14 protein-coding genes, 1 tRNA gene and 3 pseudogenes are annotated in these 26,486 nt (G+C 60.1%); 13 read left to right on the forward strand and 5 right to left on the reverse strand.

Translation table 11 applies throughout. The features are described from left to right. Positions 1–19: 19 nt before the first annotated feature. The 3 genes from dut to B9A15_RS15035 form a co-directional block, all read right to left on the reverse strand. Positions 20–469: a dUTP diphosphatase gene (dut, locus tag B9A15_RS15025; protein ID WP_084411189.1), complete on the reverse strand. Its 450-nt coding sequence runs from the start codon at positions 467–469 to the stop codon at positions 20–22. Further along, positions 466–1,686 carry a bifunctional phosphopantothenoylcysteine decarboxylase/phosphopantothenate--cysteine ligase CoaBC gene (coaBC, locus tag B9A15_RS15030; RefSeq protein WP_084411191.1) on the reverse strand — a complete coding sequence of 407 codons (1,221 nt, stop codon included), beginning with the start codon at positions 1,684–1,686 and terminating at the stop codon, positions 466–468. The genes dut and coaBC overlap by 4 nt, the downstream gene beginning before the upstream one ends. Positions 1,687–1,902: 216 nt before the next feature. Then, positions 1,903–2,856, reverse strand: coding sequence for a DUF4214 domain-containing protein (locus B9A15_RS15035; protein WP_084411193.1), 954 nt, complete (start codon positions 2,854–2,856; stop codon positions 1,903–1,905). Positions 2,857–3,172: 316 nt separating this feature from the next. Here B9A15_RS15035 and B9A15_RS15040 point away from each other — a divergent pair. From B9A15_RS15040 to B9A15_RS15045, 3 genes and pseudogenes are all read left to right on the forward strand, one after another. Beyond that, positions 3,173–3,248: transfer RNA gene (locus tag B9A15_RS15040), tRNA-Ala, on the forward strand. Between the two features lie 143 nt (positions 3,249–3,391). Beyond that, positions 3,392–3,529, forward strand: a pseudogene (locus B9A15_RS23880) (DUF6538 domain-containing protein); the annotation flags it as partial. A 60-nt stretch (positions 3,530–3,589) separates the two neighbouring features. Beyond that, the gene (locus B9A15_RS15045; protein WP_084411195.1) at positions 3,590–5,032 is read left to right on the forward strand and encodes a tyrosine-type recombinase/integrase; all 1,443 of its coding nucleotides are present in this window, start codon (positions 3,590–3,592) and stop codon (positions 5,030–5,032) included. A gap of 321 nt (positions 5,033–5,353) precedes the next feature. Here B9A15_RS15045 and B9A15_RS15050 read toward each other — a convergent pair whose 3' ends face one another. After that, on the reverse strand, positions 5,354–5,593 hold the full coding sequence (locus B9A15_RS15050) for a hypothetical protein (RefSeq protein ID WP_084411197.1): 240 nt from the start codon (positions 5,591–5,593) through the stop codon (positions 5,354–5,356). 131 nt (positions 5,594–5,724) lie between these two features. Here B9A15_RS15050 and B9A15_RS15055 point away from each other — a divergent pair. From B9A15_RS15055 to B9A15_RS23885, 7 genes and pseudogenes are all read left to right on the forward strand, one after another. Then, a pseudogene (locus tag B9A15_RS15055) lies at positions 5,725–6,216 on the forward strand (transposase); the annotation flags it as partial. Positions 6,217–6,447: 231 nt separating this feature from the next. After that, positions 6,448–8,673: a UDP-forming cellulose synthase catalytic subunit gene (gene bcsA, locus B9A15_RS15060; RefSeq protein WP_084411198.1), complete on the forward strand. Its 2,226-nt coding sequence runs from the start codon at positions 6,448–6,450 to the stop codon at positions 8,671–8,673. A 9-nt stretch (positions 8,674–8,682) separates the two neighbouring features. Next, positions 8,683–10,977 carry a cellulose biosynthesis cyclic di-GMP-binding regulatory protein BcsB gene (locus tag B9A15_RS15065; protein ID WP_084411199.1) on the forward strand — a complete coding sequence of 765 codons (2,295 nt, stop codon included), beginning with the start codon at positions 8,683–8,685 and terminating at the stop codon, positions 10,975–10,977. Positions 10,978–11,027: 50 nt separating this feature from the next. Then, a complete protein-coding gene (locus B9A15_RS15070) occupies positions 11,028–12,092 on the forward strand; it encodes a family 8 glycosyl hydrolase (RefSeq protein ID WP_244556971.1) in 1,065 nt (354 codons plus the stop codon). 95 nt (positions 12,093–12,187) lie between these two features. Then, on the forward strand, positions 12,188–14,152 hold the full coding sequence (locus B9A15_RS15075) for a hypothetical protein (RefSeq protein WP_244556972.1): 1,965 nt from the start codon (positions 12,188–12,190) through the stop codon (positions 14,150–14,152). A gap of 40 nt (positions 14,153–14,192) precedes the next feature. After that, a complete protein-coding gene (galU, locus tag B9A15_RS15080; RefSeq protein WP_084411203.1) occupies positions 14,193–15,095 on the forward strand; it encodes a UTP--glucose-1-phosphate uridylyltransferase GalU in 903 nt (300 codons plus the stop codon). Between the two features lie 68 nt (positions 15,096–15,163). Then, positions 15,164–16,271, forward strand: a pseudogene (locus B9A15_RS23885) (integrase core domain-containing protein). A 145-nt stretch (positions 16,272–16,416) separates the two neighbouring features. Here B9A15_RS23885 and B9A15_RS15100 read toward each other — a convergent pair. After that, positions 16,417–22,101 (reverse strand): FG-GAP-like repeat-containing protein, encoded by a 5,685-nt coding sequence (locus tag B9A15_RS15100; protein ID WP_170923320.1) that lies wholly within the window; start codon positions 22,099–22,101, stop codon positions 16,417–16,419. A gap of 629 nt (positions 22,102–22,730) precedes the next feature. Between B9A15_RS15100 and B9A15_RS15105 the strand changes: the two genes are divergently transcribed. The 3 genes from B9A15_RS15105 to B9A15_RS15115 all read left to right on the forward strand — a co-directional run bounded on the left by B9A15_RS15105 (position 22,731) and on the right by B9A15_RS15115 (position 26,072). Then, positions 22,731–23,378: a response regulator transcription factor gene (locus B9A15_RS15105; RefSeq protein WP_084411207.1), complete on the forward strand. Its 648-nt coding sequence runs from the start codon at positions 22,731–22,733 to the stop codon at positions 23,376–23,378. Next, positions 23,375–25,012: an MASE1 domain-containing protein gene (locus tag B9A15_RS15110; protein WP_084411208.1), complete on the forward strand. Its 1,638-nt coding sequence runs from the start codon at positions 23,375–23,377 to the stop codon at positions 25,010–25,012. Before B9A15_RS15105 ends, B9A15_RS15110 begins: the two co-directional genes overlap by 4 nt. Positions 25,013–25,454: 442 nt before the next feature. Further along, positions 25,455–26,072 (forward strand): recombinase family protein, encoded by a 618-nt coding sequence (locus B9A15_RS15115; RefSeq protein WP_084411230.1) that lies wholly within the window; start codon positions 25,455–25,457, stop codon positions 26,070–26,072. Positions 26,073–26,486 lie beyond the last annotated feature (414 nt).

The raw sequence follows: 26,486 nt of genomic DNA on the forward strand, positions 1-26,486 counted from the left end.
GAACTCGAAGAGCCCCCTCTCAGCGTCCGGTCGACCCGAATCCCCCGCCCCCGCGAAGCGTCTCGTCGAGCGCGGCTCCTTCGAAAAAGGTCCCGCGCGTGACCGGCGAAAGGACGATCTGGGCGATGCGATCGCCCCGCGCGATCGTCACCGGCCATTCGCCGAGATTGATCAAGATCACCATCACCTCACCGCGATAGTCGCTATCGACCGTGCCCGGCGTGTTCAGAACCGTTACCCCTTGCCGGGCAGCAAGGCCTGAGCGCGGCCTCACTTGCATCTCGTAGCCCTCGGGGATCGCGAAGCGCAAACCGCTCGGCACCAGCGCTCGCGCCCCTGGCTGAAGCACGAGATCGGTATCGATCGCCGCGCGCAGATCCGCGCCGGCCGCCCCGTCCGTCTCGTATCGGAGCAGCGGCAACCCCTCGCCATGGGGCAGTCTTTGGACGGCGACGCGGATTTCGCTCATGCGCCCGAAGCTCCCATTCGCGCAACGATCCAGTCGACGAGGCGGCGCGCGACATCCGCCTTGGCCATGGTCGGCCAATCCTCGACCCCGCTTTCGCTGACCAGATGCACCGTGTTGCGCGGCCCGCCCATGACGCCGCCTTCCAGCGAGACGTCATTGGCAAGGATCGCGTCGGCGCCCTTTCGCATGAGCTTTGCTTGCGCATTCGCCAGAAGATCGTTCGTTTCAGCGGCAAAGCCGACCACGAGCTTCGGGCGCTTCTCACCATGGCCGATCGTCGCCAGAATGTCGGGATTCTCGACAAGCTCCAGACGCGGCGGGCCGTCCGCGCCCTTTTTGGTCTTGGATGCGCCTTCAGTCGCAACGCGCCAATCGGCGACGGCCGCGACGAAGATCGCGCCATCGGCCGGCAAAGCTTCCTCGACAGCCTTCAGCATCTGGCGGGCGGTCTCGACCTTGACGGTCCTGACACCCTGAGGGTCTGGGATCACGACCGGACCGGAGACGAGGACGACCTCGCCCCCGGCCTCGGCAAGGGCTTGCGCGATCGCATGGCCTTGCTGGCCGGAAGATCGATTGGCGATATAGCGGACCGGATCGATCGGCTCATGGGTCGGACCGGAGGTGACGACGAAGCAGCGCCCCGCCAAAGGCTTAGGCGCGTTCGGTGCCAGCACCTCTTCGACCGCCGCGACGATCTCCAAAGGCTCGGCCAATCGCCCGACGCCGGCCTCCCCCGCCTCCGCCATTTCGCCCGCACCCGGCCCGACGAAACGCACCCCATCGGCGATGAGGCATTCGTGATTGCGGCGCGTCGCGGCATGGGCCCACATAGCTGGGTTCATGGCCGGCGCCATCAGGATCGGGGCCTTGGCCGCCAGCATCACCGCGCTCGCCAGATCGTCCACCAACCCACCCGCCAGGCGCGCCATCAGATGCGCCGTCGCGGGCGCAACCAGAATGAGCTCATGATCCCGCGCCAGGCGGATATGGCCGACATCGTGCTCGTCCTCGCGGTCGAAGAGATCGGAATAGACCTTCGAAGCCGACAAAGCCCCGATGCTGAGCGGCGTCACGAACTCGGCCGCACCGCGCGTCATGACCGGCGTCACCTTCGCTCCGCGCTCGCGCAGGCGCCGGATGAGGTCGAGCGCCTTATAGGCGGCGATCCCCCCGCCGACGACGAGAAGAATGCGCTTATCTTTGAGGCTCGCCATCGCGCTCTTCGACCCCGGCTGTCTCGATCGAGGCGCCGGACCGACGGAACGGCGCTGTCAGACGAGCCTATAGCGACCGGAAGCGCCGAGAGCTACCGTCAAGCGGCCAAGAGCATCCCGGCTCGAGCCCGAAGTCGCGGCGCGGCGCCGTGTCTCTATGACACCGCTAACGGCTTGGTGTACCGCTCCGCCACGTGTCCCAATCCCGAAACAGGATCAGACGATCCAAATTCCTTCCGCGATTGCCGGGGCGACGAGCCCCACATTTTCTGGGCTCTCGGAGAATCCAGCGAGAATGTCGGCACGCTCGGCGCGGCCAGAGGCCAATTCGCCGGTCCAGAAGGCGACACCTTCGATCTCACCCTCGCGGCCGAGAATGTTGAGATAGAGTTTTTCAACGAAACCCCGGCTCGTCGTCCCGCCATAAAGCGCGAGAGACTCGTCCGAATTCAGAAAGCCGGCTCCGACCTCGCGCAGCGTAGCGCCCTGATCCATCGAGTCGATCCAGAATTCGAGGCCATCCATATCCGGCGTCCGCGCAAAAGCGGCTTGATAGATGCGATAGGCTTGGCCCGCGATCCCGCCGGTATCGAGGGCGAGCGTCCCGTCGCGAAAGGCGAGCCTCTCGATATTGACCAGCGTGTCCGTGCCATAATCGCCGGAAACCGTAATCCGGCCGCCATCGACAGTGATGCTGTTCTCTGCCCGGGTCGAATAATAGACCGCCGTGTCGATGCCCGTTCCGCCATCGGCATAATCGTTCAAGGTCGAGAGACGAAATTCGTCATTCCCACCAAAGAGCGCATGGGGCGCGAAGACGGTTCCCACACTCGCCTGACCGAGGCTGGCGAGTTCCTCTTGTGAATAGGGCCTACCTTTGGTGAGGTCGATGGAAATGGACGTGTTGGCGACGCCGGCCTTGGTGATCGAATAATATTCAACCGTTCCCGCCGGGCGTCCGTCCGCGGCGTCCATCAATCGCGAAATGCCGACATAGTACGGGGCGCTGACTGCCTCCTCATACATTGTGAAATATTGCGTATATTTCGTATTCGATCCACTGTCGAAGCCCCCACCCGCAATATCGAGCCCGTAATAGATTCTCTCACCCGTCAAGGAGTCGTGTAGCGACATATCGAGCGCGAGATTTCTTGCTGTAACAAGTGCCATACCCGCTTTCCCTCCAACCAAACGCCCCTTTTGTTACTGCATAGGACTGTTGCATTCCGCAAGGATCGAATGATGGTGAATCGAATGAAGATGAGAGGACATTGGTTTCCATTTGCCGTCTCACTCGGCCTGTCTGCGGACCCGCTCGATCCCGGCCGCGGCGCAAACCAGCTCGAACACCGAGGATTGCCGACAGCATTCAACGCCACCGCCCTCCAACCCGTCGCACTCTCGACGCTTCAGCCATCTGAAATTCGATATGCCCGCCCGTTGACAGGTGACGCCGCCCCATCCTAAATGCCCGGCACCGGTGGACGGGGCTGTAGCTCAGTTGGGAGAGCGCGTCGTTCGCAATGACGAGGTCAGCGGTTCGATCCCGCTCAGCTCCACCATTCACCTTTATCCTTTTGATTTTACTCGAAAGCCTTGTGACTCAAGGCTTTCGCGTGCGAATGTGGTACACAACAGTGGTACACAAGAGTGCGCTTTGATGGCCGGGCGGGTTCCCAATTTGCAGCTTTAAGGCGGCACGTATCGCCTTCGAGTTCGCGTCCCTGACGCTTTACGATCCGTCCTCGGAAAGCAGGAAATCACCATATCGCTCCATACCGGTGATTTTCGTGAAGCCAGCCGGCTTGCTCGGCTGGAAAGGGTCAAACTCGATGCCGAATGAGCAGCGCTCCGTCGCAAGATCGACGGGACGCAAAAGTCGCGTCTGACGGAGCCCGAGATTTTGAATCTGGTTGCAAAATGGATTGACCTTGCCAAACGTTGCTCAAGTCCTGATCGCTTTGATGAGGAAACAGAAGCGCCGGAATATGACGAGGAGCTGCGAGACCTTCAGGACACAACTGAATGGGAGAAGATCGCGCCGGTGGTGTACGCCGAAGCGACGCGCCTCTTACGTGAAGCTCATCTCGTTGCACCAGAAGACGGATCTGAGTTCCTACACCTTCAGCGGACACTCCACAGTGCTATGATTGAGATCGCGCGCCGTCGTGTGATGCGTCGCTTCCCAAACGCCCACATTGCGCTGGACCCGGTGTTTCAGGAAATCGAGCGAAAGCCGGTCGTGAACCCGGTTGCAAAAATTTCGCTCGCCAACCTCATCACGGACTATCAAAAAGACCCGACCCGGCCTGCCTTACGGGGCAAGACCCTGGCCAAGCGCCAGGCTCAATGGCGCATGCTGGAGAGCTTTTTCGGTGCAACAACCGCAATCGGCGAGATTGAACGCTCTGATGTGCGGCGGTTTATGAGTTTCCTGGAGCGCTTCCCCAGCAACGCTTCAAAGCACTTTCCGGGTGTTGAGCCCACGACTGTTGTAGCGCTTCCGGAAGCGCAGAAGCTCCCCGCGATCTCGCCCGATACGGCCAACGACTACCTGCGGCAACTGGGCGCCCTAACCCGCTTCGCCTTGCACGAGGGACTCATCAAGACCGACCCCGCCGCCGGGTTGCTTTTCGCCAAACCGAAAATTGCGGCAAAGGACAAGCGTCTCCCCTTCTCGGAAGACGACCTGAAACGCATTTTCGGGGCTCCGCTGTTTCGCGGTTGCGTCGATGACGAAGCAGGTTACTCCAAGCCGGGGCCGAACATCATCCGTCGAGGTCGTTTTTGGGTGCCCCTCATCGCCCTGTTCACCGGCATGCGCCTGAATGAAATCTGCCAACTTACGCTCGATGACTTCGTTGTTGAGGATGGCACTGATATTATTCTGATCCGAGGTTCAGACGACGAGACAAAGCGGGTGAAGACGGAAGCGGGCCAACGTTTCGTTCTTGTGCATCCGGAGCCGAAGGCAATCGGTCTCCTCGCCCATATCGACGGTCTTCGACGCAAGCGCGCATCGAACGCGCCTGTCTTCGCGGACCTTGCGGTTGGGACGACAGGCTATAGGTCAGACCCCTTCTCTAAGTTTTTCGCGCGCTTTCTGGACCATGTGGGCATCACCCATTCCAAGAAGGTGTTTCACTCCTTCCGGCACACTTACCGCGATGCCCTCCGAGAAGCGGAGATTTCTCCGGAACGTGTTCGCGCTCTGGCTGGCTGGACGTCTGGACGAACAGAGGAAGCGTATGGGAGTGGGCTACGTCCAAGCACACTGAGGACCGAGATCGAGAGGATCTCTTACCCAGATCTGGACCTTAGCCACCTAAAGGCCAACCGCTCCTAGCAATGGAATTTCGAAGGGCGAACAAGTATCGCAGGTGGTCTGAATGCACGACAAGGCTACGCATCTCAGGCTTTCGCCATCTGTTACGTTCATCCACCGTGAACAGATCGGATAACAGATCAATAGGGCGTCTTCAATTCGGAGAAAATTCATTCATTCCAATAACCTAAACGCTTGACGACGTGTCGTTTGACCGTCGATCTGTTATGGTTTGAGAAAATCACTGTGAGTGGTCGAATTTGCAACCGGGTTCAAAAATTGGGAAAACTCGAGCAGTAGCGCGTCGGCCCTTTTATGAAGCCGGTTTCAAAATTGAGAAGCCTATCCATGCTCGTTGTCATCGAACCGAAACTCGGCGATGTCGAGGATGGACCGCGTTTCGGCGTCGTGCAAAGCCAACCTTAGTGACTCGACGATCCCATGTGGCCCCTCTTCCTCGTCAACGACGAAGGATATGGGATCGGCGGTGTAGCTCTCCGGCTGACCATCCTGGTCGTAATAGACCTCATGGAGCGAAAAATGCCCCTCCGCGTGCCGGATGATCCGGTAATTCCAGCTCATGCAGTTCCATGCTCCCTGGTTGATCTACCAGACTCGGCCACGCGCGTAATACGCTGCCTTTGACCTGCCATTGAGTTTTTCCCTCCACGTTGGACTAAAGTCCGCTCCCATGAGGACGGACGGCATGTAGCGAAGCCTCGCCGAGTGCCGCTGTCATTGACAGCCAGAGCGTGAAGGCGATCGAGAGCGGCGGGCCGACGAGCTATGACGCTGGCAAAAAGGTCGCGGGGCGCAAGCGCCAAACGATGGTGGATAAGAATGGCCGAGCCCTCATCATCGATCCGCAGTCTGCCGACATCCAGGATCGGGACGGCGCCGTCCCCATCCTGCGGGTCTCCCGCAAATCATACCTGTTCGTCGAGAAGGTCTTTGCCGACATGGGCTTCTCCAGCGAGTGGCCACATAACGCCTCTTTGATCGACGTCGAGATCGTGCGAGAGCCGCCTGACCAAATCGGCTTCGCCGCTCACCCTCGGCGCTGGGTCGTCGAACGCTTCTTCGCCTGGATCAGTCGAAACCGGCGCCTCTGAGAGGACCCCGAGTCGACCATCGCCCTCGCGGCCGCCTTCCTGTACGCCGCTTCCGTGATAATCCTCGTGAGACGGCTCGGATGGGAGCCATGACTTCACGGACGGACTCTGAGCCTAGCGAGCGTGCTTTCACACGGATCTTGCTTCTGGTCGAAGTGCAGGTCCGCCACCTCCCTATATTATTCAAAATCGCCTAAAATATTACGATTAACCGAAACATTACTGAAAGTCACTAGCTCATTGACGTCAGTTTTGCTTTGCAACAAAGTATGAGAGTGAATGGAGCCATGCTCTGCTCGTATTACCCTTTGGAAAGAGATTCTCATGCGCGTTGTCCTTTCAGGGGCTGGCTGGCTCGCTTGCGCGGCCGCGTTCCTTCTTTTGATTCAGCAGCCGATCAGTGTGAATGCCCAATGGGTGATCGCGATGACGGCGCTCGGAGTTGCAGCCGCGATCTATGCCTTGCGTCTCGGAGGAACGTGGCGTTTTATTTTCCTCGCAGCGGCCTCCGTCGTTATCTTGCGTTACGCCTACTGGCGAACGACGGCAACTTTGCCCTCTACCGAAGATTTAATCAACTTTGTTCCTGCAATAATTCTTTACGGCGCCGAGATGTACTGTCTCCTTATGCTTGCAATGAGCCTGTTTGTCGCCGCAGATCCTTTGGAACGTTCGCGTGCGCCGCAATATCCGGACAATGATCTGCCGAGTGTTGATGTTTTCGTCCCTAGTTACAATGAGAGCAGCGACATTCTTGCGCTCACTCTCTCCGCCGCAAAGGGAATGGACTATCCGGCGGACCGGCTCCGGGTTCATCTCCTCGACGACGGCGGCACCGACGAGAAGCGCCTTTCCAGAAACCCTGCAATCGCTACAGCGGCTCTTCGCCGCCACGAGGAACTCAAAGATCTTTGCAGGGACCTCGAGGTTACCTATCACACGCGCGTCGCTAATGTTCACGCCAAAGCCGGCAATCTCAACAACGGCCTGTCCCGGTCTTCTGGCAAGCTAATTGTCGTGTTCGATGCCGATCATGCGCCGGCGCGAGAGTTTTTGAGGGAGACAGTCGGCTTCTTCCTCACCGATCCTAAGCTGTTTCTGGTCCAGACGCCGCATTTCTTCGCAAATCCGGATCCGCTGGAGAAAAACCTTTCAACGTTCAAGCGCATGCCGTCTGAGAACGAGATGTTCTACGGCCCGATCCAGAAGGGGCTCGACAAGTGGAACGCTGCTTTCTTCTGTGGGTCGGCAGCCGTTCTGCGGCGCGAGGCTCTTGCGCAGGTGGGCGGCTTTTCCGGCATCTCGATCACTGAAGACTGCGAGACGGCACTGGATTTGCACTCGCGTGGATGGAATTCCCTGTACGTCGATCGCCCGATGGTAACCGGCCTGCAGCCGGAGACGGTCTCCAGCTTTATAGGCCAGCGTTCGCGCTGGTGTCGCGGAATGGTGCAAATCCTTCTCCTGAAGAACCCCGCCTTCCGCCGCGGCCTCAGCTTGCCGCAGCGCATCTGCTACCTGTCCAGCATGATGTTCTGGTTTTTCCCATTCATCCGGCTGATTTTCCTTATCTCTCCCCTTCTATTTATCCTGTTCGACCTCAAGATTTTCGACGCTTCGGTCGACGAGTTCATCTCCTACTCCATCACCTATCTTTGCGCGGGTGAGCTGATCCGGAACTATCTTTATGGTCGCGTGCGCTGGCCCTGGGTTTCCGACCTCTATGAATACGTTCAGTCGGTCTACCTCGCGCGCGCCGTCATCAGCGTCCTGATCAATCCGCGTCGCCCGACCTTTAACGTCACAGCGAAGGGGCAAACTACCGATAAGGAGCATCTGTCCGAGCTCGCCTGGCCCTATTTCGCGATCTTCGGCGTCCTGCTCTTCGTCATGGGTGTCGCCATCTACCGCTTTCAGACCGAGCCAGCGATCAGCGGCATGCTGCTCGTCGTCGGCGCCTGGAACTTGATGAACCTTATCGTGGCTGGTGCTGCCCTCGGCGTGGTGACCGAACGAATGGAGCGCCGGCAGTCACCGCGTTTGCTGGCCATGCGCAAGGGCGATCTTTGCATCGGCGGTGCTACGGTTCCCGTGGCCATCGAAGATGTATCGCTTGGAGGTGCGAAGGTCCTGGCGCTCGGCCCAGTGCCGGAAGGCCTTGTGCGGGAAAACGCCCGGCTCCTGATCTATCCTCTAAGCGGCGGCAAGGAGATCGGCTCGCTGCCGGTTGCCATTCAAAGCCTGGTGACGAGCGAGGAAGGGCTAGGACTTGGAGTTCGGTTCAAGGCTGCGCTGCAGCATTACCATCTGATCGCCGAACTCATGCTCGCCGATATGGAACCGGTGCGCGAGCAACGCAGTAAGCGGCGGCGGATGCGCGGCATCCTGGGCGGCAGCCTGGCCTTCATCGGCTGGGGAATAAGCTACCCCCTTCGAGCCTTTCATCACCTGATCTTCGATCGCGACGAGCCGAAAGCTAAAGGCGCCGAGCCAGCAGGTTTAGAGGCTGCCTTTCCGACGTCGGCGCCGACAAGCTCTAGAATTTCCTGAGGGACGGTCATGCTGAAGAAAACGTTTCTGTCTACCACTTTTATCGCGGCCGTCGGGGTCTTCTCGCTTCCCGTCTGCGCCCAAGGGATCGCGCCGTTTTCCTTGGCGGATTCCGGACGGCTGGCCCCCGCAGCCGCGGCAGTCGGAACCGCATCGACTAGCCTCAGGCGCTTTGCGGCATCACAGCAGGACCTGCTTTTAAGCGGCGAACGAGCCATGACCAACATCGCGTTCTTCGTCACGGCTGCGGAGACCGCTCAGCCGGCGCGCCTGAATATCGTCTACCAGACTGCCGTGTCCGTCCTGCCCCAGACGTCTAGCATGCAGGTTTTCGTCAATGACCGGTCTGTGAGCGAGACCAAGCTTCGGGCGGGTCCGGCAAATTCGCTCGTCCTAGAAATTCCGTCCGGTATGCTGCAGCCCGGCTATAACAGCATCGGTATCGCCGTCGACCAGCATCACCGGGTCGATTGTTCGCTCTCAGGAACATACGAACTGTGGACGCAGGTCGACGCGGCGCGGAGCGGGATCGATTTTGCCCTGCCGGATCTTGGGCCAATATCGCTTGCCGACCTTCCTGTAGTCGCCCGCAGCGGTACAGATCATACGGCGATCAATGTCGTGCTGCCCGAAGGCACGTCGAACCGGCTGAAGTCTCTCGCACTGAGTGCCGTGCAGGCTGTCAGCATCCTCGGTAGCTTTAAGCACCCATTGGTGACCTTCAGCAAAACAGCAGGAACCGGGCCCGGTATCGACATCTTCTTTGGGGAGGGAGCAGCCGCGAGAGCGATTGGCGCCGGAACCGGACTCCCGGGCGTCTCGCTCATCAAGCCTGATCCGACAGGGCGAGCCGGGCTGGTGCTGGGCACTCAGGCGGCTCCCGACATTGCATCCGCAGTGACGGCGCTCGTTTCTGCAGCCCAGTCGAGCCGGGCGAGCGGAACAATTTTCGGACTGAAGGCGCTCGGGCAGCCGGAACAGGCCGAATTCCCGCTAGCGACGGCTGTGTCTCTTCGGGAATTTGGGCTTGATACCCAGGAATTTTCTGGCCGGATGTATCGGTCCGAGATGTCCTTCTTTCTGCCGACTGACTTTTATCCTGCGGACTACGATACCGCGCGCCTGAAGCTGAATGCAGCCTACGCAGCCGGTCTCTCGACAGACGCCCAACTGCTCGTCAAGGCCAACGGGCACCAGGTCGCCGTGCTGTCGCTCAACGCACCGGGCGGCGCGCAACTGACTGACCAGGTTCTCAAGATTCCGCTCGGCAATCTTAGGCCGGGGAGAAATACGATCTCCTTCGAGGCGTCGCTTTTGAAGAATACGGACGCCACCTGCGATCCTGCTGAGGCTGCGGATCTTGACCCACGTTTCGTAATCCGTGAATCCTCTACCTTGAGGGTCCCGCAGGTTGGGCGGATGGGGCATCTTCCCGACCTTGGGGCGATCGCCAATGCCGGTACTGCGGATGCCGCGGTAGGTGCTTCTCTGACGCTCCTCACGCCGGTCTCCGACGGCCCCTCCTTCGATGCTGCAGCAACGATCCTCGCCCTATCCGCACGTTCGTCCAGAACCGTCAGGACAACGCGACTGAGTTCGACGGTTCCACCTACGACGTCCGGCGATCTCCTGGCGGTCGGCACTTTCAAGGATCTGCCTCCAGAACTTCTCACCCACACTGGCGTGAATGAACCGGGAATGCTGCAGCTGGGCTCGTCCGAGCCGGAACCGACGAGGGGCGGACAGCCGGAGGCGAAAACTCTTGCGGTTCGGGAGGCGTCGTTTTTCACCTCCTTCGCTACGCCGATGGATGTCAGCACTCGCGTCGCCGAGTTGTTGAACAACTCCGTCTTGTGGGCCCGCCGCACTGTCGTCATTGACGGGATCGGAGACAGCAGCACCTTCACGGCCATTCAAGGATATCAACCTGACAGGAGCGCCAGCGTGATCCTGGCCCAGGCGGCGACGCCAGGAAGCCAGCCTCACGCCTGGAGCGTTGTCGCTGCGCCCGACGAAGCCGCCCTATCTCAGGGCATCGCGCTTCTCAGCGGAGGATCCGGTTGGGACAGACTTTCAGGGGCTGTAGGGACGGTCGACGACAAGGGCGACGTCGAGACCTTTGCCGCGAACCGGGAGCGTCTGTTCGAGACGCAGCCGCGGTCCCTCACCAATCTCCGTCTGGTCTTTGCCGGCTGGCTCTCGCGACACGTACAGACGTACATGATCTCCATCCTCCTTCTTGCCCTGCTCCTTGGTGTTTCGACGCACCTCTTTCTCAGGCAGCTGGGGAACACGAAACGATGAATCGATTCCACGTGGCCTCCGCAATGTTCATGCTCGCAGCGAGTTCTGCGATGGCCAGTCCAGACAAGGGACCGCGCGTTCTGTCGGCAGACGCGTCCACCGCCGCTCCCGCCAGTCAGCAGACGACAGTGCAACCGTCTGATTATGTAACCGGGGCCTGGTCGCTCTACCGGTCGGTCTTCATGACCCCGGAAGGCAGGATCGTCGATCGCGAGAACGGTCTGGTCAGCCACAGCGAGGGACAGGGTTACGGCATGCTGATCGCCGTCGCCTCGGACGATCAGCCAGGTTTCGAGACCCTCTGGAGCTGGACTGAGCGTCAGCTGAAGGTGCGCGACGACAATCTCGCGGCCTGGAAGTGGGACCCGACAAAGACGCCGCACGTCACCGATATGAACAACGCGACCGATGGCGATCTCCTGATCGCTTGGGCTCTCCTGCGAGCGTACCGGAAATGGGGAATTCGCGAATACCTGCGCGAGTCGCAAGCGATCGTCGGCGATATCGTCCGCCACGCGACCGCGGACTCGCCCCTCGGGAAGGTTCTGCTTCCGGGCGTACAGGGCTTTGCCGCAGTCGATCGCTCAGATGGGCCCGTGGTCAATCTCTCATACTGGATCTTCCCGGCGATTGCCGAACTCGGCGAAGCAATGCCGGACCTCAGGGATCTTCATCTGGAGCAGAGCGGCATCGCAATGCTGAAGCGCATTGCGACGTCCAAGGAGAAGCTGCCGTCGGACTGGACGTCTCTGGCTGGCGGGAATCCCGAGCCGGCGGACGGGTTCTCTCCGACCTTTGGTTACAACGCTGTACGCATTCCGCTCTACCTTGCCTGGGGCCCGGACGTTGATCCGAAGCTGCTGCGATCCCTGGGCAAACCCTGGTCGAACGAAGGCGAAGCGGGACTTGCCGCGGTCGATGTGACGACCGGCAAGTACACCGAGCCGATGATCGGTACCGGCTACGAAGCCATCCGCGATGTTATCTCCTGCAGCCTGACTGGTAATGGGTCGATCCGGCGCGCCAAGCGCTTTGAAATCTCGACCTACTTCTCGAGCACGCTGCAAATCCTCAGCCTCATGGCTCTCTCCGAAAGGTATCCTCAATGCTTCTGACGAGAACCAACGCCTTCGTCTCGGCCGTTTGCCTCACTTCGACGATCGCATTCGCCGGCCCTGTGGGTCTCGGCCAAGACGCCGGCGGCAGCCTGATGCTTACCCAGAGCGGCTCTTCACAATCTCTGTCGAGTATCTCCCTAACGTCACCTGTCGGACCTGGTAGTTCGGAAGCGGTCGTGCGCAGCCTGTATCCAGGCCTTGGTTCCACGCTCGATCGCCCTGTCGCAGCGGACTCGTCTTCCGCCACCGTCGCAGCTCCGCAGGTCGGCGCAAATCCGTTCGCCTTGCCGCAACCGGTGCGATCGACGCCCATGCGGACGGTGAGTACGCCGGCGGCGAACCCGTTCAACCCAGTGAACGGTCGTGGCGCCGATATTTCGCCGGATGCGCAGGCACCCGCATTCGCGATCAGTGGCCAAGACGTTTCGGCAGATGACGCCACCAAGCCCGAGCGCGTCGACGAGACAGCGCTGCGCTACTACGCCGATCAGCGGAATCTTGAGCGGGTTGGCGCGGAAATCCGTCGCCTCAAGGCTCTTTACCCTGCTTGGAACCCACCAGCCGATCTGTTCGCCCCGAAGAGCACTGTCGATGAACAGCCGATCTGGGATCTCTACAAGGCCGGACGGATCGCCGAAGCTCAGCAGAAAATTCACGAGTTGCGGAAGGGGGATCCAAATTACCGGCCGTCCGCCGACCTTCTCTCGAAATTGGACGATGCGGAAGCTAGGACCAGCATCAAGGCTGCCTCCAATGCCGGTGACTGGGCAACGACCTTGGCGGTTGCCCAGATACGGCCCGGCCTCCTCGTTTGCGCAGAGATCGACGTCCTCTGGCGAGTGGGCGAGGCGTTCGCGAAATCCGACGATCTGGCCAGAGCCTTCGATCTCTATCGGTACATCCTGACCAACTGCACCAACCCTTCCGAGCGGATGGCGACGATGCAGAAGGCGGCCAGCGTCCTGCCGCAGAAAGGGGTCGATGCACTCGTCTCCTATGGTGGGACACGTCCTGACGGTACGGGCGAGTTCGACACGATGCGGTTCCAGAAGGTCCGGACTCTGATCGGCGACGCACTCTCGGACAAAACGGCATCGCACCCCATCGACCCCGACGAGCTCGCCGGCTTCGAAGGCTTCGTCAAGTCCGGTCGCTCCGCCGACGACGCTGGTCTCCTCGGTTGGTACAACTATGGCCGAAGCGACTTCGCAGCGGCTAGGGACTGGTTCGAACTTGGCTCGCGCATGTCGTCCGACCCGAAGCTGCTGGAAGGCTACATCCTCTCCATCCGCAATCTCGGCGATCTGAAGGCGGCGGAAGACCTTGCCTACCGCAATCACGACCGGTCACCGACGATCGCAAAGATCTACGTCGAACTGGTCGCCGACCGCCTGAACGATGCCGCGGAAAGTGAGGACGAAGCTTTGCCAGACCTCGATCGATTCAAGGTTGTCGTCAGCCAGAGCCGTTCCGCCCTTGGTGCGCAGACACTCGGGTGGAAGCTCGTAGACGATAAGGCCTACGCGGAGGCGAAGGACTGGTTTCAGAAGTCGGTAGACTGGCAGGTTACCGAGGAGGGGGTCGTCGGCCTCGCTGTTGTAGCAAGCCGAATGAAGGACAAATCCGAGCTGAAGGCGGTAAAGGCAAAATACGGCGATGAGTTTGCCGCGCTTGCCGAGTTCAAGGACTATCAACCCCCGGCACGTCAAGCGATCGGCAGGTCCGGGACCCATCGGCGCTCAACTGGCGGCAGTTCAGGAGGTGATCGTCTGCTTCGGCAAGCCAATAGCCAGTTCGAGGCAGGTGACTATCAAGCCGCGCTTTCGACTCTGAACCGCAGGGAGGCGCGAAGTGGAAAGTCATACGGAGCCGAGATTCTTAGAGGCTGGATCAACATCAAGCTCAAGCGCTGGGATGACGCGGAGCGCATCTTCCGCGCCCAAGATCGTAAGCGCTCGACAAAGGACACGCGCTTCGGCATCGGCGCTGTCTCGAACTCTCGATACGGCATGTGGCCGGAGGAGACGAACAACTGCACCGTCCGGTGGAAATGCTGATTCTTTTTCGCATCGGAAAAACCTGAAACGGAGTCCTTCTATGAAGCGCATCAGAAAAGCCGTCTTCCCGGTCGCCGGTCTCGGCACGCGGTTCCTGCCCGCCACGAAGGCGATCCCGAAGGAGATGCTCACCGTCGTCGACCGGCCCGTGATCCAGTACGTGGTCGACGAGGCGCGCGAGGCGGGGATCGAGCACCTGATCTTCGTCACCGGCCGCAACAAGGGCGTCATCGAGGACTATTTCGACATCCAAGTCGAACTGTCCGACACGCTCGCCGAGCGCGGCAAGACGGCGGAACTCGCGCTGCTCGACGAGCTGCAGCCGACGCCGGGAACGGCGAGCTTCACCCGCCAGCAGGCGCCGCTCGGGCTCGGCCATGCGGTCTGGTGCGCGCGCGACCTCGTCGGCGACGAGCCCTTCGCGCTGCTTCTGCCGGATATGATCATGCAGGCCGAGTGCGGCTGCCTTGCCGAGATGGTCAAGCTCTACGAGAGCGCCGGCGGCAACGTCATCTCAGTCGAGACCTGCGACCCGAACGAGACCCAAAAATACGGCATCGTCGGCAAGGGCGAAGACATCGCCAACGGCTTCAAGGTCACCGGCATGGTGGAAAAGCCGAAGCCGGCCGCCGCGCCGTCGAACTTCTACATTTCCGGCCGGTACATCCTGCAGCCCGAGATCTTCGACATCCTGGCGACGCAGGAAAAGGGCGCCGGCAACGAGATCCAGCTCACCGACGGCATGCACAAGCTGATGCAGCGTCAGGAGTTTTCGGCCTATCCCTTCCATGGCCGCACCTTTGACTGCGGCTCAAAGGAAGGCTTCATCGAGGCGAACGTCGCCTTCGCGCTGTGGCGGCCGGACATCCGCGAGAAGGTAATGGGTAACATGGAGAGGCTAATGAAGACGGTGGAGCCGCGCAGCTTTAAACGCGCGGCGTAAGCCGCTGACGTTGCCCCTCGCCTCAATCCGGTTTGAAGTTCGTTCTGGCTCACCGAGAAGACCAGAACATGAAGCGCAGCCGTTTCTCCGAAGAGCAGATCATCGGCATCCTGAAGGAGCAGGAGGCCGGTGTGCCGGTCGCCGAGCTCTGCCGCAAGCACGGCGTCAGCGATGCCAGCATCTACAAATGGAAAGCGAGGTTCGGCGGCATGGAGGTCTCGGAGGCCAAGCGGCTGCGGTCGCTGGAAGACGAGAACGCCAAGCTGAAGCGGATGCTGGCCGATGCGATGCTCGACAAAGTCGCCTTGGAGTATCCTTTGGGAAAGAAGTGGTGACGCCCGCTGCCAGGCGGAAAGCCGTCGTCCATCTCAAGGAGCGCCACGAGATGAGCGAATGTCGGGCGTGTAAAGCCATCGGCTGCTGCCGCATGACGATCCGCTACCAGTCGACCCGCCCGCCGGACGTTGTCCTGCGCGAGCGTCCGGTGATAATTGCCTGTCGCCTCGAAACCAACGAGGACGGGGCGGCCAATGGCAGAGAGATCCTCGACCAGCCGATCGTAATCGAGCTTGGTCGCCATGACGGTCATGCGCCGTCTACGCCCGCCCTCCGGTCGCTCGATCAAGACTTCCTGTCGGTTCTTCGACATATCGATCGCTACCAGCACTTTGCCGGTCGGGGTAAAAAGACGTCTGGTCATGGTCGGTCACGCTCCAAAGTGTTGTCTCAACAACCTCACTCTAGAGACCTGTTGGCCGACCATGGCCGCCTGGAAATGCGTTACGCCCTATCGGGCTCCACACATTCTCCGGCGGTCCCAACGTCCTCTTCCCAATGGGCTATGGGAGCGAGTTCACCTCGAACGCCATCCTTGCCTTTGCGGACAAGGCGCGCATCAACTGGCATTACATCGCGCCGGGAAAGCCCATGCAAAACGGCTTCATCGAGAGCTTCAACGGCCGCCTTCGCGACGAACTGCTCAATGAGACACTGTTCTCGTCGCTTGCCCAAGCCCGGGAGAAGCTGGCGTGCTGGCGGGGCGACTACAACACATCGCGCCCCCATTCCGGGATCGGCTGGCGCACTCCGGCCGCCTTCGCCGCGACCTTCCGATCGCGACGGGCTCCGACGCTGCACTGCATGGAAAGCTCCGCGCCGAAGCCCGTCGCTTACTAAGCCCAACAGGGTAACAAAAACGCTGGAAACGAACTCCCGGCTGGATAAAACTTGGGGGCAACGTCTTGCGATTTATGTCAATGTTGCACAAAATGGGAAGATGGATGCGTTTTGCCTTCTGCATGGAGAGCCAAAACGTAGCAGATCAGGCGATGAGGAAGAGCCCATCGTCGACGGCATTCTCGATCAGCGAGCGGAGCTCCGTGGCATCCGAGAAGGACGTCAGGAAGTCCGGCACGGACAGGCCCTTCTGGAAGGCGTCAAGCCAGAAGGCCTCGCCCGTCGCATCGGGTGCCCGGCCGAAGATGTTTTGGTAGATATCGTCGATCAGGGTCTGAGGCGACGGATTGGACCCGTAGGTCGAGGTGAATTCGCTCGACTGGATGAAGTAAGCAGCGATGTCATGGAACGATAGGCCGTTATCTGCCTGATCCTTCCAATAGCTGAGCCCACCGATGTCCGCCGGCCTGTCGAAAACCATTTGATAGAGCGCGTAGAGATCGACGGTCGCGGGATCATCGTTGCGCTCGAGCGTCAGATCGTCGAAGCGCAGCGCTTCGATATCGGAGAAGAAGATCGCGTTGTCGGGATCCGCGTTCTGCACGATGGTGAACCCGCCCGGCGCCGGGCTCAGGGTGAAGTCCGAGAAGTTCCCCGTAAAGACGATCGTATCGGTTCCGGCGCCGCCCTCCACCGAGGCCGGGAAGGGGATGTCGGTAAAGGTGTCATCACCCTCGGTGCCGGGATAGACCGGGTCCTCGACATTGCCGCTGCCACTGCCGCCACCGCCGCCGCCGACCGAGGGCGAGAGGTTCGTCACGGCCTGACCGGTAAAGCTCGCCGCATCGTTGTCGGCCGCATCCTGAATGACCCCGTTCGTATCGTCCTGCGCCGGATTGGGATCGGTATAGGCAAGAGAGACGACCTGCCCATTGGAGACGGCTGAAGCGAGCGTCAAGGTGACGGTCTTCGCCGCTTCGTCGACCGTGACGGCATTCACGCCGACAGTCGCACCGCTGACATCGACGGCGAAGGCCGAAGTCGCGGGCACGACGCCGTCCAGGTCCAGCGCGTCCGTATAGGTCAGAACGAGGCTCGCACCGTTGACCGTCGCCGAGGCGAGCGTGGGGGCGGTGGTGTCGATGGTGACGTTGCCCAGGAGGCCAACGCCGTTGCTTTCATTGCCGGCGAGATCGGTCTGCCACACCCTCAAAGCTTCGTCTCCGTAGCTCCCTTCGGTGAGAATGAAACTGTCGCCGGAGCCGGCCGTCCAATCCACGCCGCCATTGGTGCTGTATGTCCAGCTGGCGTCTTTCTCCAGGCCTGTGACAATGATCGTGCCGTCATTGGTCACGCCGTCGCTGTTGCTTGATCCATTGTCTTGTGAGAGCGCCAGCGACGGGACGTCCGGTGCTGTCGTGTCGATCAGGATAGCCTTATTGGCACCGAGCGACCCGGAGGAGCCGGGCGAGGGAAGTGTCAGAACCGCATCAAAATTCGTGCTGCTCGAAATGATCTGCGCCCCATTGAGCGCAAAGGCTGCGCTTGAAACATAGTCAAGGTCGGCGCTCGTATCGCCCCCTTGGATAGTGTAGCTGAAATGCAGAAGGGTCGAACCGGACCCGGACGAATAATCAACCGACCGACCACTGGAGCCGGTCTGAAGCGTCAATTGCGGCGTTCCATTCGTCGTATAGACGGTCACGGTTTCCGAAAAGGTGACGCTCACATCGATAACGTCGCCGGCTTTATAGGCGCCGTCCGCCGTCGACGAGGTGACATTGGTGATGGTGGGAACGGCAAGAAGCTCCAGGCTCGCCGTGTCGGATGCTTGTGAGGTCGAGCCTGACTGCGGATCCAAGAAGTCAAGGGCTGATTTGGACCCATTTATCTCAGCTGTCTGGTCCCAGGCATGGAAGGCGATTGCATTTGCAACTGTGCCGGCAGTTTCACTTGTGTTTTGGAAATAGAGCCGGGCATCTGGAGCGAGATAAAGAGCATGCCAATGGTCGACAGTTCCTACGTCGGCCCAGGTTGTTCCGCCATTGATGCTATAATACCAACTTCCGGCACCCGAAGTCGCGGTCAGTGCGATGCCGGTCATTGCCCCCACGTCGGCGTCGGTAACGTTCGACAGGGGGTCGTCCAGTGCGATCAGTTGTGAGACCAGCGTTCCGACCGGACCGCTGGGCGCTTCGGTTGCGTTCACCGCCTCGGCGGACAGCGTCGGCGACTTAGACGCATCGAGGATCGGAGCGTCGTTGATCGAAGTCGCGACGACGCTCGTCGTCGTATCGGTTGTCGTGTTGGCTCCATCGCTCACTGAAAGGTTGAAGCCTGTCGTCACTGTCTGGCCGGGCGCGACTTGGTTTTCCGTCGGCGTGAAGACGAGGCCTTTCAAGGCCGACATGACGTCTGAAGCGGTGCCGGTGAGCTGGTACACGCCATTGTTGCCGGTCAGGCTCGTCCCCGACAAGACGCCGTTCGCTTCGCTCGCCGAACCGTTGACCGTGGTGGTGATCGTCACCGTGAGGCTGTCGCCGTCCGTGTCACCTAGAGTGACATTCGTGAACGGGCTGATCGTGGCATTATCGCCCACAGTATGGCCGGCGCTTGTGCCCGTGATGGTCGGTGCATGATCGTCATTGGTGATCGTGCCAGTCTGAGTGGTATTTGCGACGAGGCTGGCATTGGTTTGTTTCGACAGGGTCAGCGTGAAACCCTCGTCGGATTCGACCGCCCGGTCGCCCGCCACCTTGACAATGATATCCGCGCTCGCCTCATTCGCCGCGAATGACACAGTGCCGGTCGGCAACGCGTTGCCGAAAAAGTCGGCCGAATCCGCTTCATGGGTGCCGGACCCCGTTACCGCATAGGCGAGCGTGGAAGCGTTGGCGAGATTGCCCGTCCGCGTCACCGTATAGGTGAAATCGGTCGCGCCGCCATCGCCCTCGGCATGGGTCAGCGCGCCGGTGGTGATTGAAACGCTGGGCGACGTCGTGTCTACCGTCGCAGTCACCGTCCGGGTGTTCGTAGCCGTGGTCACTCCGTCGCTTACCGAAACGGTGAAGCTCGCGCTCGCATTATCGGTGCCGTCCTGCAGAAACGCGACTTTGCTACCTGACAAATCGGCCTGGGTGAAGGTGCCAGTGCCGGCCGTGAGAGTGCGGCCATCGAGTGTTACGGAGCCGTCGGTCGCGGCGGTGACCGTGTAGGTCAGCGTCTGATTGTCTGAATCGACGTCATTCGCCGTCAAATCCGCTGTCGTGATGGCAACCGATTGGCCTCGAAGCACCGCGATCGCCCCGTCGCCGCCGAAGGTTGGCGCGTCGTCAACGGCGGCAACCGTGACGAGGATCCTTTGACTGACGGAAGTGTTGAGGATGGTCGTCAGCGTGCCATCAGAATTCCCGACGATGAGGTCGTCATCGCCGTCGCCATCGACATCTTCCAGGACGGGGGTGGTCGACGTACCGGCACCAATTCCCTCGAAGGGTTCTGTCGCCGAGCGTGAGTAGCTGCCATCCGCCGCGCGAAGATAGGTTGTCAGCGCCCCATCGTAGTCTCCGACTACGAGATCGTCATCGCCGTCTCCGTCCACATCTCCGAAAGTGGGCGAGGCGAGACGGCCCACGAGAACGTTGGCGAGGGGGTTTGCCGTTGCCAAAGCATAGCTGTCGTCTTCCGCGCGGAGATAGGTTGTCAGCGTGCCATCCAAGTTTCCGATGACGAGATCATCATCGCCATCACCGTCCACATCTCCGAACGCGGGTGAACTAGGAAAACTCACTCCAACATTGGAGAAGGGGTTTGTCTCAGCCAGAGCGTAGCTGCCACCGCTGCCATCATTGCCGCGGCTATAGGTTATCAGCTCGCTCTCGGAACCCACGAATACCAGTTCGCGGCCATCTTGCGTAAAGGCAGGACGGATGAGGTAGTCGTATGAAGGGAAGCCATCGAAGGGGTTCCCGGTCCCCTCTGCGAGCGTGTAGCTGCCGTCTTCCGCGCCAAGATAAGTTGTCAATGTTCCGGCTGAATTCCCCACGACGAGATCGCGGTGGCCGTCGCCGTTGACATCGGCAAACGTCGGAGCGCTATAATAACCGACATCCACGCTGGAAAAGGTATCCGCTTTTGCGAAGGGGGAAACGGCCGTCGTCGCCCCACGATCGTCCGTCACCGTGACAGTGAGGACGCGGTTCGCGGTCGGCGCATCGGCGGTGTCCTCATAGGTCAGATGCTCGAGCAGCGTCTCGACCATTGCCGCATCGGCCGTCGCATTGAGCGTGATGGTGAAGCTGGTGCCCGTGCCACCGGAGACCGTGCCGACGGTCGCACCGTTCAACGATACATCGTTTCCCGATAGCGTCACCGCGCCATCGGTCGAAAGCCCCACCCGATCTTCGGTGAGAAGGCCCGAAACCACGATCGAGCCGCTCCCATAAACCGAGTTGGTAAACGTCACCTCGCTGTCGATCACGACAGGCGTCTGCTCGGTGGCCGAAAGACTCGCGGTCAGGCCCGAGAGCTTCGACGTTTCCGTGACGCTGATAGCGGGGATGGAAACGGTCGGCACCACCGGGGTGTTGATGACAGTGGTCAAAGTACCGTTTTGGTTACCGCTGACGAAGTCCGTGTCGCCATCGCCGTCGATATCCGCGAAAACGGGAAGAATGCCGGTACTGAAATCGACTCCAGAGAAGGGGGTCGTCGCTTCCGCGTAGCTGCCATTTCCGGCCTTGAGATAAACCAACGGTGTGGTTCGTAAGCCGCCAAGCACGAGGTCCTGATCACCATCGCCATCGACGTCAGCGAAAGCCGGAATAGTGCCATAGATTGAACTGATGTCGGCAAAGGGGTTTGTCGCTGCGAGCGCGTAGCTGCCATTCGTCTCGCGAAGATAAGTCGTCAACGTGCCCTCTTGATTGCCGACGACGAGATCGTCATCGCCGTCGCCATCCACATCTGTGAAGGTTCGGTAGGCAGTCTGCTGATTCTTCGGAAGTTCAGCAAAGGCGTCTGTCTGCTTCTCTGAGTAGCTGCCGTTCGCCCCGCGACTATAGGTCGTTAGTGTCCCGTTAATTGCAGCAAGGACGAGATCGTCCTTGCCGTCGCCATCGACGTCCCCGAAAGATGGAGAGAGGATATGGTGCGAACCGATGATGCCGGCGAAGGGGTTCGACGACGCCAGTGTATAGACGCCGTTCGGCCCCTGGAGATAGGTTGCAAGCGTGTCAATCCCATTGCCGAGAACGAGGTCCACGTCGCCATCGCCATCGACATCCGCAAAGGCAGGAATGCTGGTACCATCGACACTGATGCCGGAGAACGGGTTTGCCGCACCGGTCGCCTGGGCATAAGAAGGAACCTTGGCCACGAGGCCTTGATCGTCAGTCACCGTGATAGCCAAGCTGCGGCCTGCCGTGAGGCTGTTGGCCGTTCTCTCATAGGTCAGATGTTCGATCAGGGTCTCGACGATAGCGGCATCGGCCGAAGAATTGAGCGTAATACTGAAATCGCTGCCCGTGCCGCCCGAGATCGTGCCGACGAGATTGCCATTCACCGACAGGCTGCTTCCCGATAGCGACACCACATTATCGATCAGCAGGGCCACGCGGTCCGTGGCCAGAAGGCCTGAAACCACGATCGAGCCACCGCGAAAATCGGCATCGGTGAAGGTCACGTCGCTGTCGATCAGGACGGGCGTCCGTACGTTGACCGGCGCGAGCGCGGCGTTGACGTCCGTGAGCATTGGCACGTTACTGCCGGCTAACTCCGTCGTGCCAGCGGCATTGCTGGGCGCTGGCGTGATGCCAGTCGCTCCGGTCACGCCGTTTCCATTTACGTATCCGTCACGACCAGTCATCTTACGCACTCCTGCCGATAACGAACGACCAGGGCGCCAGGCGCCACCGATATCGCGCTCACACCGCCGATCGGAGCGCGTCCCCAAGGGGTAGAAAGGCGCTCCCGGCGAACCTCTCTCGTCCGACTGATGACGGGACGAGGAAAGGTTTATCAGCGGTTAAAGATCGAAACGGAGCGGGCTCCTATAGTTGAGCGACCTAGATGCGTATCGCGGAGACTGGCAGAGGCCACCGAAGCGCAGAGGGAGTGAGATCGGATGGAAGAAGAAATGCGCGACGGCCGCCGGTTGGACCGCTCGCTGAAGATCGCGGAAACTCTGCTCTCTGCCATTTATGACACTCGCATTGTCCCAATCCTCGTCCTCGCGAGATAAGGTGTTCGTTTTGATTGCTTTTCCGCTGCTTGAACGGTTGCGCATCACGACGATGCCGCAGGGTCGATCTAGTCCGTTCGACTAGACCCAAAGCCCATTATTTCAGATACCTTCGAGGCAAGTGGCAGGCCTTTGGGCCGCATTGGCCCAGGCCGTTTGCGTGCCGCGCGTTTGTTAACCAAAAATAAGGTATTGTTGATTTTGCGCGAGACGAGAGATTGAAGACGATCGCCCTAATCCTCGTCGACGACCACCCCGTCGTCGCCCATGGCCTGGAACTGGCCCTTCGCCAGACGCCTGATATCCAGCTTGTCGCCTGCTATGGCGATCCGCATAGGGCGCTCGCCGCGATCGACAGCCATCCGACTGACGCGATCGTCCTGGATCTCGCTTTTGGGGGGGAGGTGAATCTCTCTGCCATCGGCCAATGCCGAAAGCTCGCGCCGGCTGCCCGGATCGTGGCGTTCTCGTCCTTGCCCGCCCGGAACTATCGGCCGCTGGCGCTGGCTGAGGGCGCGGATGCTTTCGTGCCGAAGGACACCGACCTGCCTTCGCTGGTGCATCTGATACGCACTCTGTGCGGCGGCGAGGACGGGCCGCCTCCACCGTCGGCGGATAGGGCGCGAAATCCCAGCGTGCCTCCGATCGCCGAGCAGATCGCCCGGCTCACCCGACGCGAGGCTCAGATTGCCGCCCATCTCAGCCGTGGGGATGCTCTCGCCACAATCGCGAGCGCCACCGGTCTCAGTCCAAACACCGTCGCGGCGCATCGCGACAATATCCGCCGCAAGCTCGGCTGCCGCGACACCGTCCACCTCGTGGCGATGCTCGCCACGATCTTCGCAACGCGCGGGCCGGTTTCATGACGGGTTCGCCCGCTTCGTCGCCCACTCGGTTCGGCAACACGCGAACGCTCCTGTTCGCCGCGCTCTATGCCGGCCTCGCGGCGGTCTGCTATTCGACTGCGCTTATCCAGCCCAACACCGCAACGGTCTGGGTGCCTTCGGGTTTTGCCTGCGGGCTCCTGATCGCGGAGGGGATCGAGCGGTGGCGAGCGGTGGCGCTCGGCTCGTTGGCCTTCAATCTCGCCATCAATCTGGAGGCGGTGCCGGATTTCGGGTTTGCCCCCGCCATTCTTGTCGCCATCGCCGTCGCTCTTGGAAATATCGGCGAGTCGGTCTCGACGGCTTATTTCGCGCGTCGCTGCGCCAGGGGCGTGCATTTTGCGGAAAAGCTGGCGACGACGGTGATCTTCACTTTGGTCATCGCACCGCTGACGCCGTTGATTAGCGTCTTTCTCGGCGTCTTCGCCAGTCGGATCGCGGGCTTTCCTTCAAGCGGCACGCTTTCGGAGGTGTCCCTGACTTGGTACATCGCCAACTATGTTGGGATCATCGTCTTTACCGGTCTGACGATCAAGGCGTTGAAGAGCGTTCGTCAGTGGCCACGGCTGGTGCGCGTGGGCGAAGCACTGCTTCTGGCTATTTGCCTCGGTTTTGCCGGCCAATCACTCGGCGGCTATTTCGGCAATGGCTGGATTTTCGATTGGGTCCAGTCCTATATGATCGTGCCGCTCTTGCTGTGGGCCTGTTTCCGGTTCGGCGCGACAGGCGGGCTTTTCTCGCTGGCCTTCATCACTGTAATTGCGGTCTTCGGGACTTTGCGGGGCTTCAGCGCCTTTCCGGCTCCGTCGCCTTGGCGCGCGCTGATCGACCTCCAGATTTTTCTCGGCATGCTCTCCGTGACCACGCTGACGCTTTCTGCAGCGCTTCACGAGATCGCTGCCTTTCGCGCGACGCTGGAAGAACGCGTGCGCGATCGCACGGCCGAGATCGAAGGCTATATGCGCGAGCGCGAAATCTTCACCACTCTCGTTGCGCATGATCTGCAAAGCCCGCTTTACGGTATCAGAAACGCGATTCGTGCCACGCGCGACGATATCGACCATCACAGGATCGACCAGAACGAACTCAAGCAGACGCTCATCGTGATGGACGAAACCTGCACGGCGCTCGCCGACAGAGCGAAGTCCCTGATAGCGGCCGCCGATCCGCATGCAGCGCCGGCGCCGCGCGACCTCTGGGGGATTGTCCGCGAGATTGCCAGCCTGCAAGGCGTTCAGCTCGGCGAAAACGCCCGGCTTCGCTATCAAGGGCCTGCCGATCTCGACATTCCCAACGCCGCGGATATTGAGCTCATCCTCGCGACATTGATCGACAATGCGCTGTGCTATTCGCCCGAGCCCACTCCAGTGACAGTCACAGCTGCCGTTACAGACCGCGAAATTAGTGTCTCGGTCGCCGATCTGGGCGCGGGGGTTCCTGCTGAAATCAGCGCAAAGCTGTTCTACTCTGCGGTGCGGTCGGGCGGTGCCAACGGTGGACGGGCCGGCATCGGCCTATTTCTTGCTGCAGAAAAGGCCCGCCGGCTCAATATAAAGCTTGGCTACGGGCCCAACGCGCCACGGGGCTCGGTTTTCACTATGCGCGTGCCGGTCTGAGATTGCCCGTGTGGTCATTGCAATGGATCTTCTCCCTTTGACGTCTTGGTAAGATTGCCGATTGCTCTGAGCAGCCGGCGGTTGTTGAAACAACGAAAGCCCATTCGAGATTGGCATATTCGAGAATTGCGAGGCTTCGCCCCGAGGCCGCCCTTTTGCCTGTGAGCATAGGCGTCGCAAAACCATTTGGTCATACAGAAGAGGTCGACCAGCAACCTATGGCGGACGAGGGCCGAAAGCGGACCGACAGTTCTCGGACAGATAAGATTGATGGCCACTATTCCGCCCGCAGACCGAACAGCAGCAAATCACATGACTGCTCAGCGGTTTATTTCAAGCATGCCCTTTTCAAACCAACCTTTCATTGGTTCAAGAAATAACGTTTTGAACCCATAGTGAACTACCGAAATGTGAACCATTCAAGGTGAACTGGAAGGTTCAAATACTCACTCGCCTCTACCTGCGCGCATCGACCAAAAACCAGGATGCAGAGCGTGCGCGAGCTGAACTGGAAGCGTTCGCCGAAGAGCGTGGCCTGACCATTGTCGGTACATATGTCGAAAACGAGAATGGCGCGCACTTGGCGCGGCCTGAACTTTTCCGACTGCTCAAGGACAGTCGGCGGGGTGATGTGCTTCTCGTCGAGCAGGTTGATCGCCTATCACGTCTTACAACGGGGGACTGGCAGAAGCTTCGAGCCGAGATCGCCGCCAAGGGCGTGCGGATCGTCGCCTTAGACCTACCCACCTCATATCTTCTCGCCAACTCTGAGGCGGAAAGCTTCACCGCCCGCATAGCCGACGCCATCAACGCCATGTTGCTCGATATGCTCGCTGCGGTCGCTCGCAAGGACTACGAGGACCGGCAACGTCGCCAAGCGCAAGGAATTGCCAAGGCACAATCCGAAGGGCGCTATCGTGGTCGTCCTGAAAACAAGAAACGGAACCAGGGGATCGCGCGAATGCTCGCCTCCGGCATGTCATACTCGCAAATACAAGACGCAACGAACGCTAGCCGCGCGACAATTGCCAAAATTGTAAAAGCTACCGCTACCGAGTAGCACGCGGGCACGAGAGCGAATGGCGTGGTTTGCACCCGGTTGCAAAACGGCGCCTTGTTTTGCTTCCAAAATCAGCCGAAAAGCTGCGGAAACTCAAATTTCTCTGAACTTTAATGGTCCAGCAAATCTGGAACACGAAGTTGTCGATGCCTAAACGAATAGGCGCGAAATTTCTTCCGCCCAGCCTAAACCTGCACTGTTTTGCAACTGGTTTCAAAATTTAGGAACAATAAAAATTTCTTATTGTCGCCCACACGGCGGCTCCGCGAGTGAAGTCCCAACCGTTTTCCCCCGGTTGAGACTTCTTCCGATCTCGCGACTAGGCTCAGGACCTATTAATTTCGTTTGAGATGTGATTCACGGTTTCCGAGAAAGGAGGCCGAGATGAGTAATCTGTTTCTGCTGAGCCAGCGC

The sequence above is a fragment of the Fulvimarina manganoxydans genome (assembly GCF_900176465.1).
GTDB classification, from domain to species: domain Bacteria; phylum Pseudomonadota; class Alphaproteobacteria; order Rhizobiales; family Rhizobiaceae; genus Fulvimarina; species Fulvimarina manganoxydans.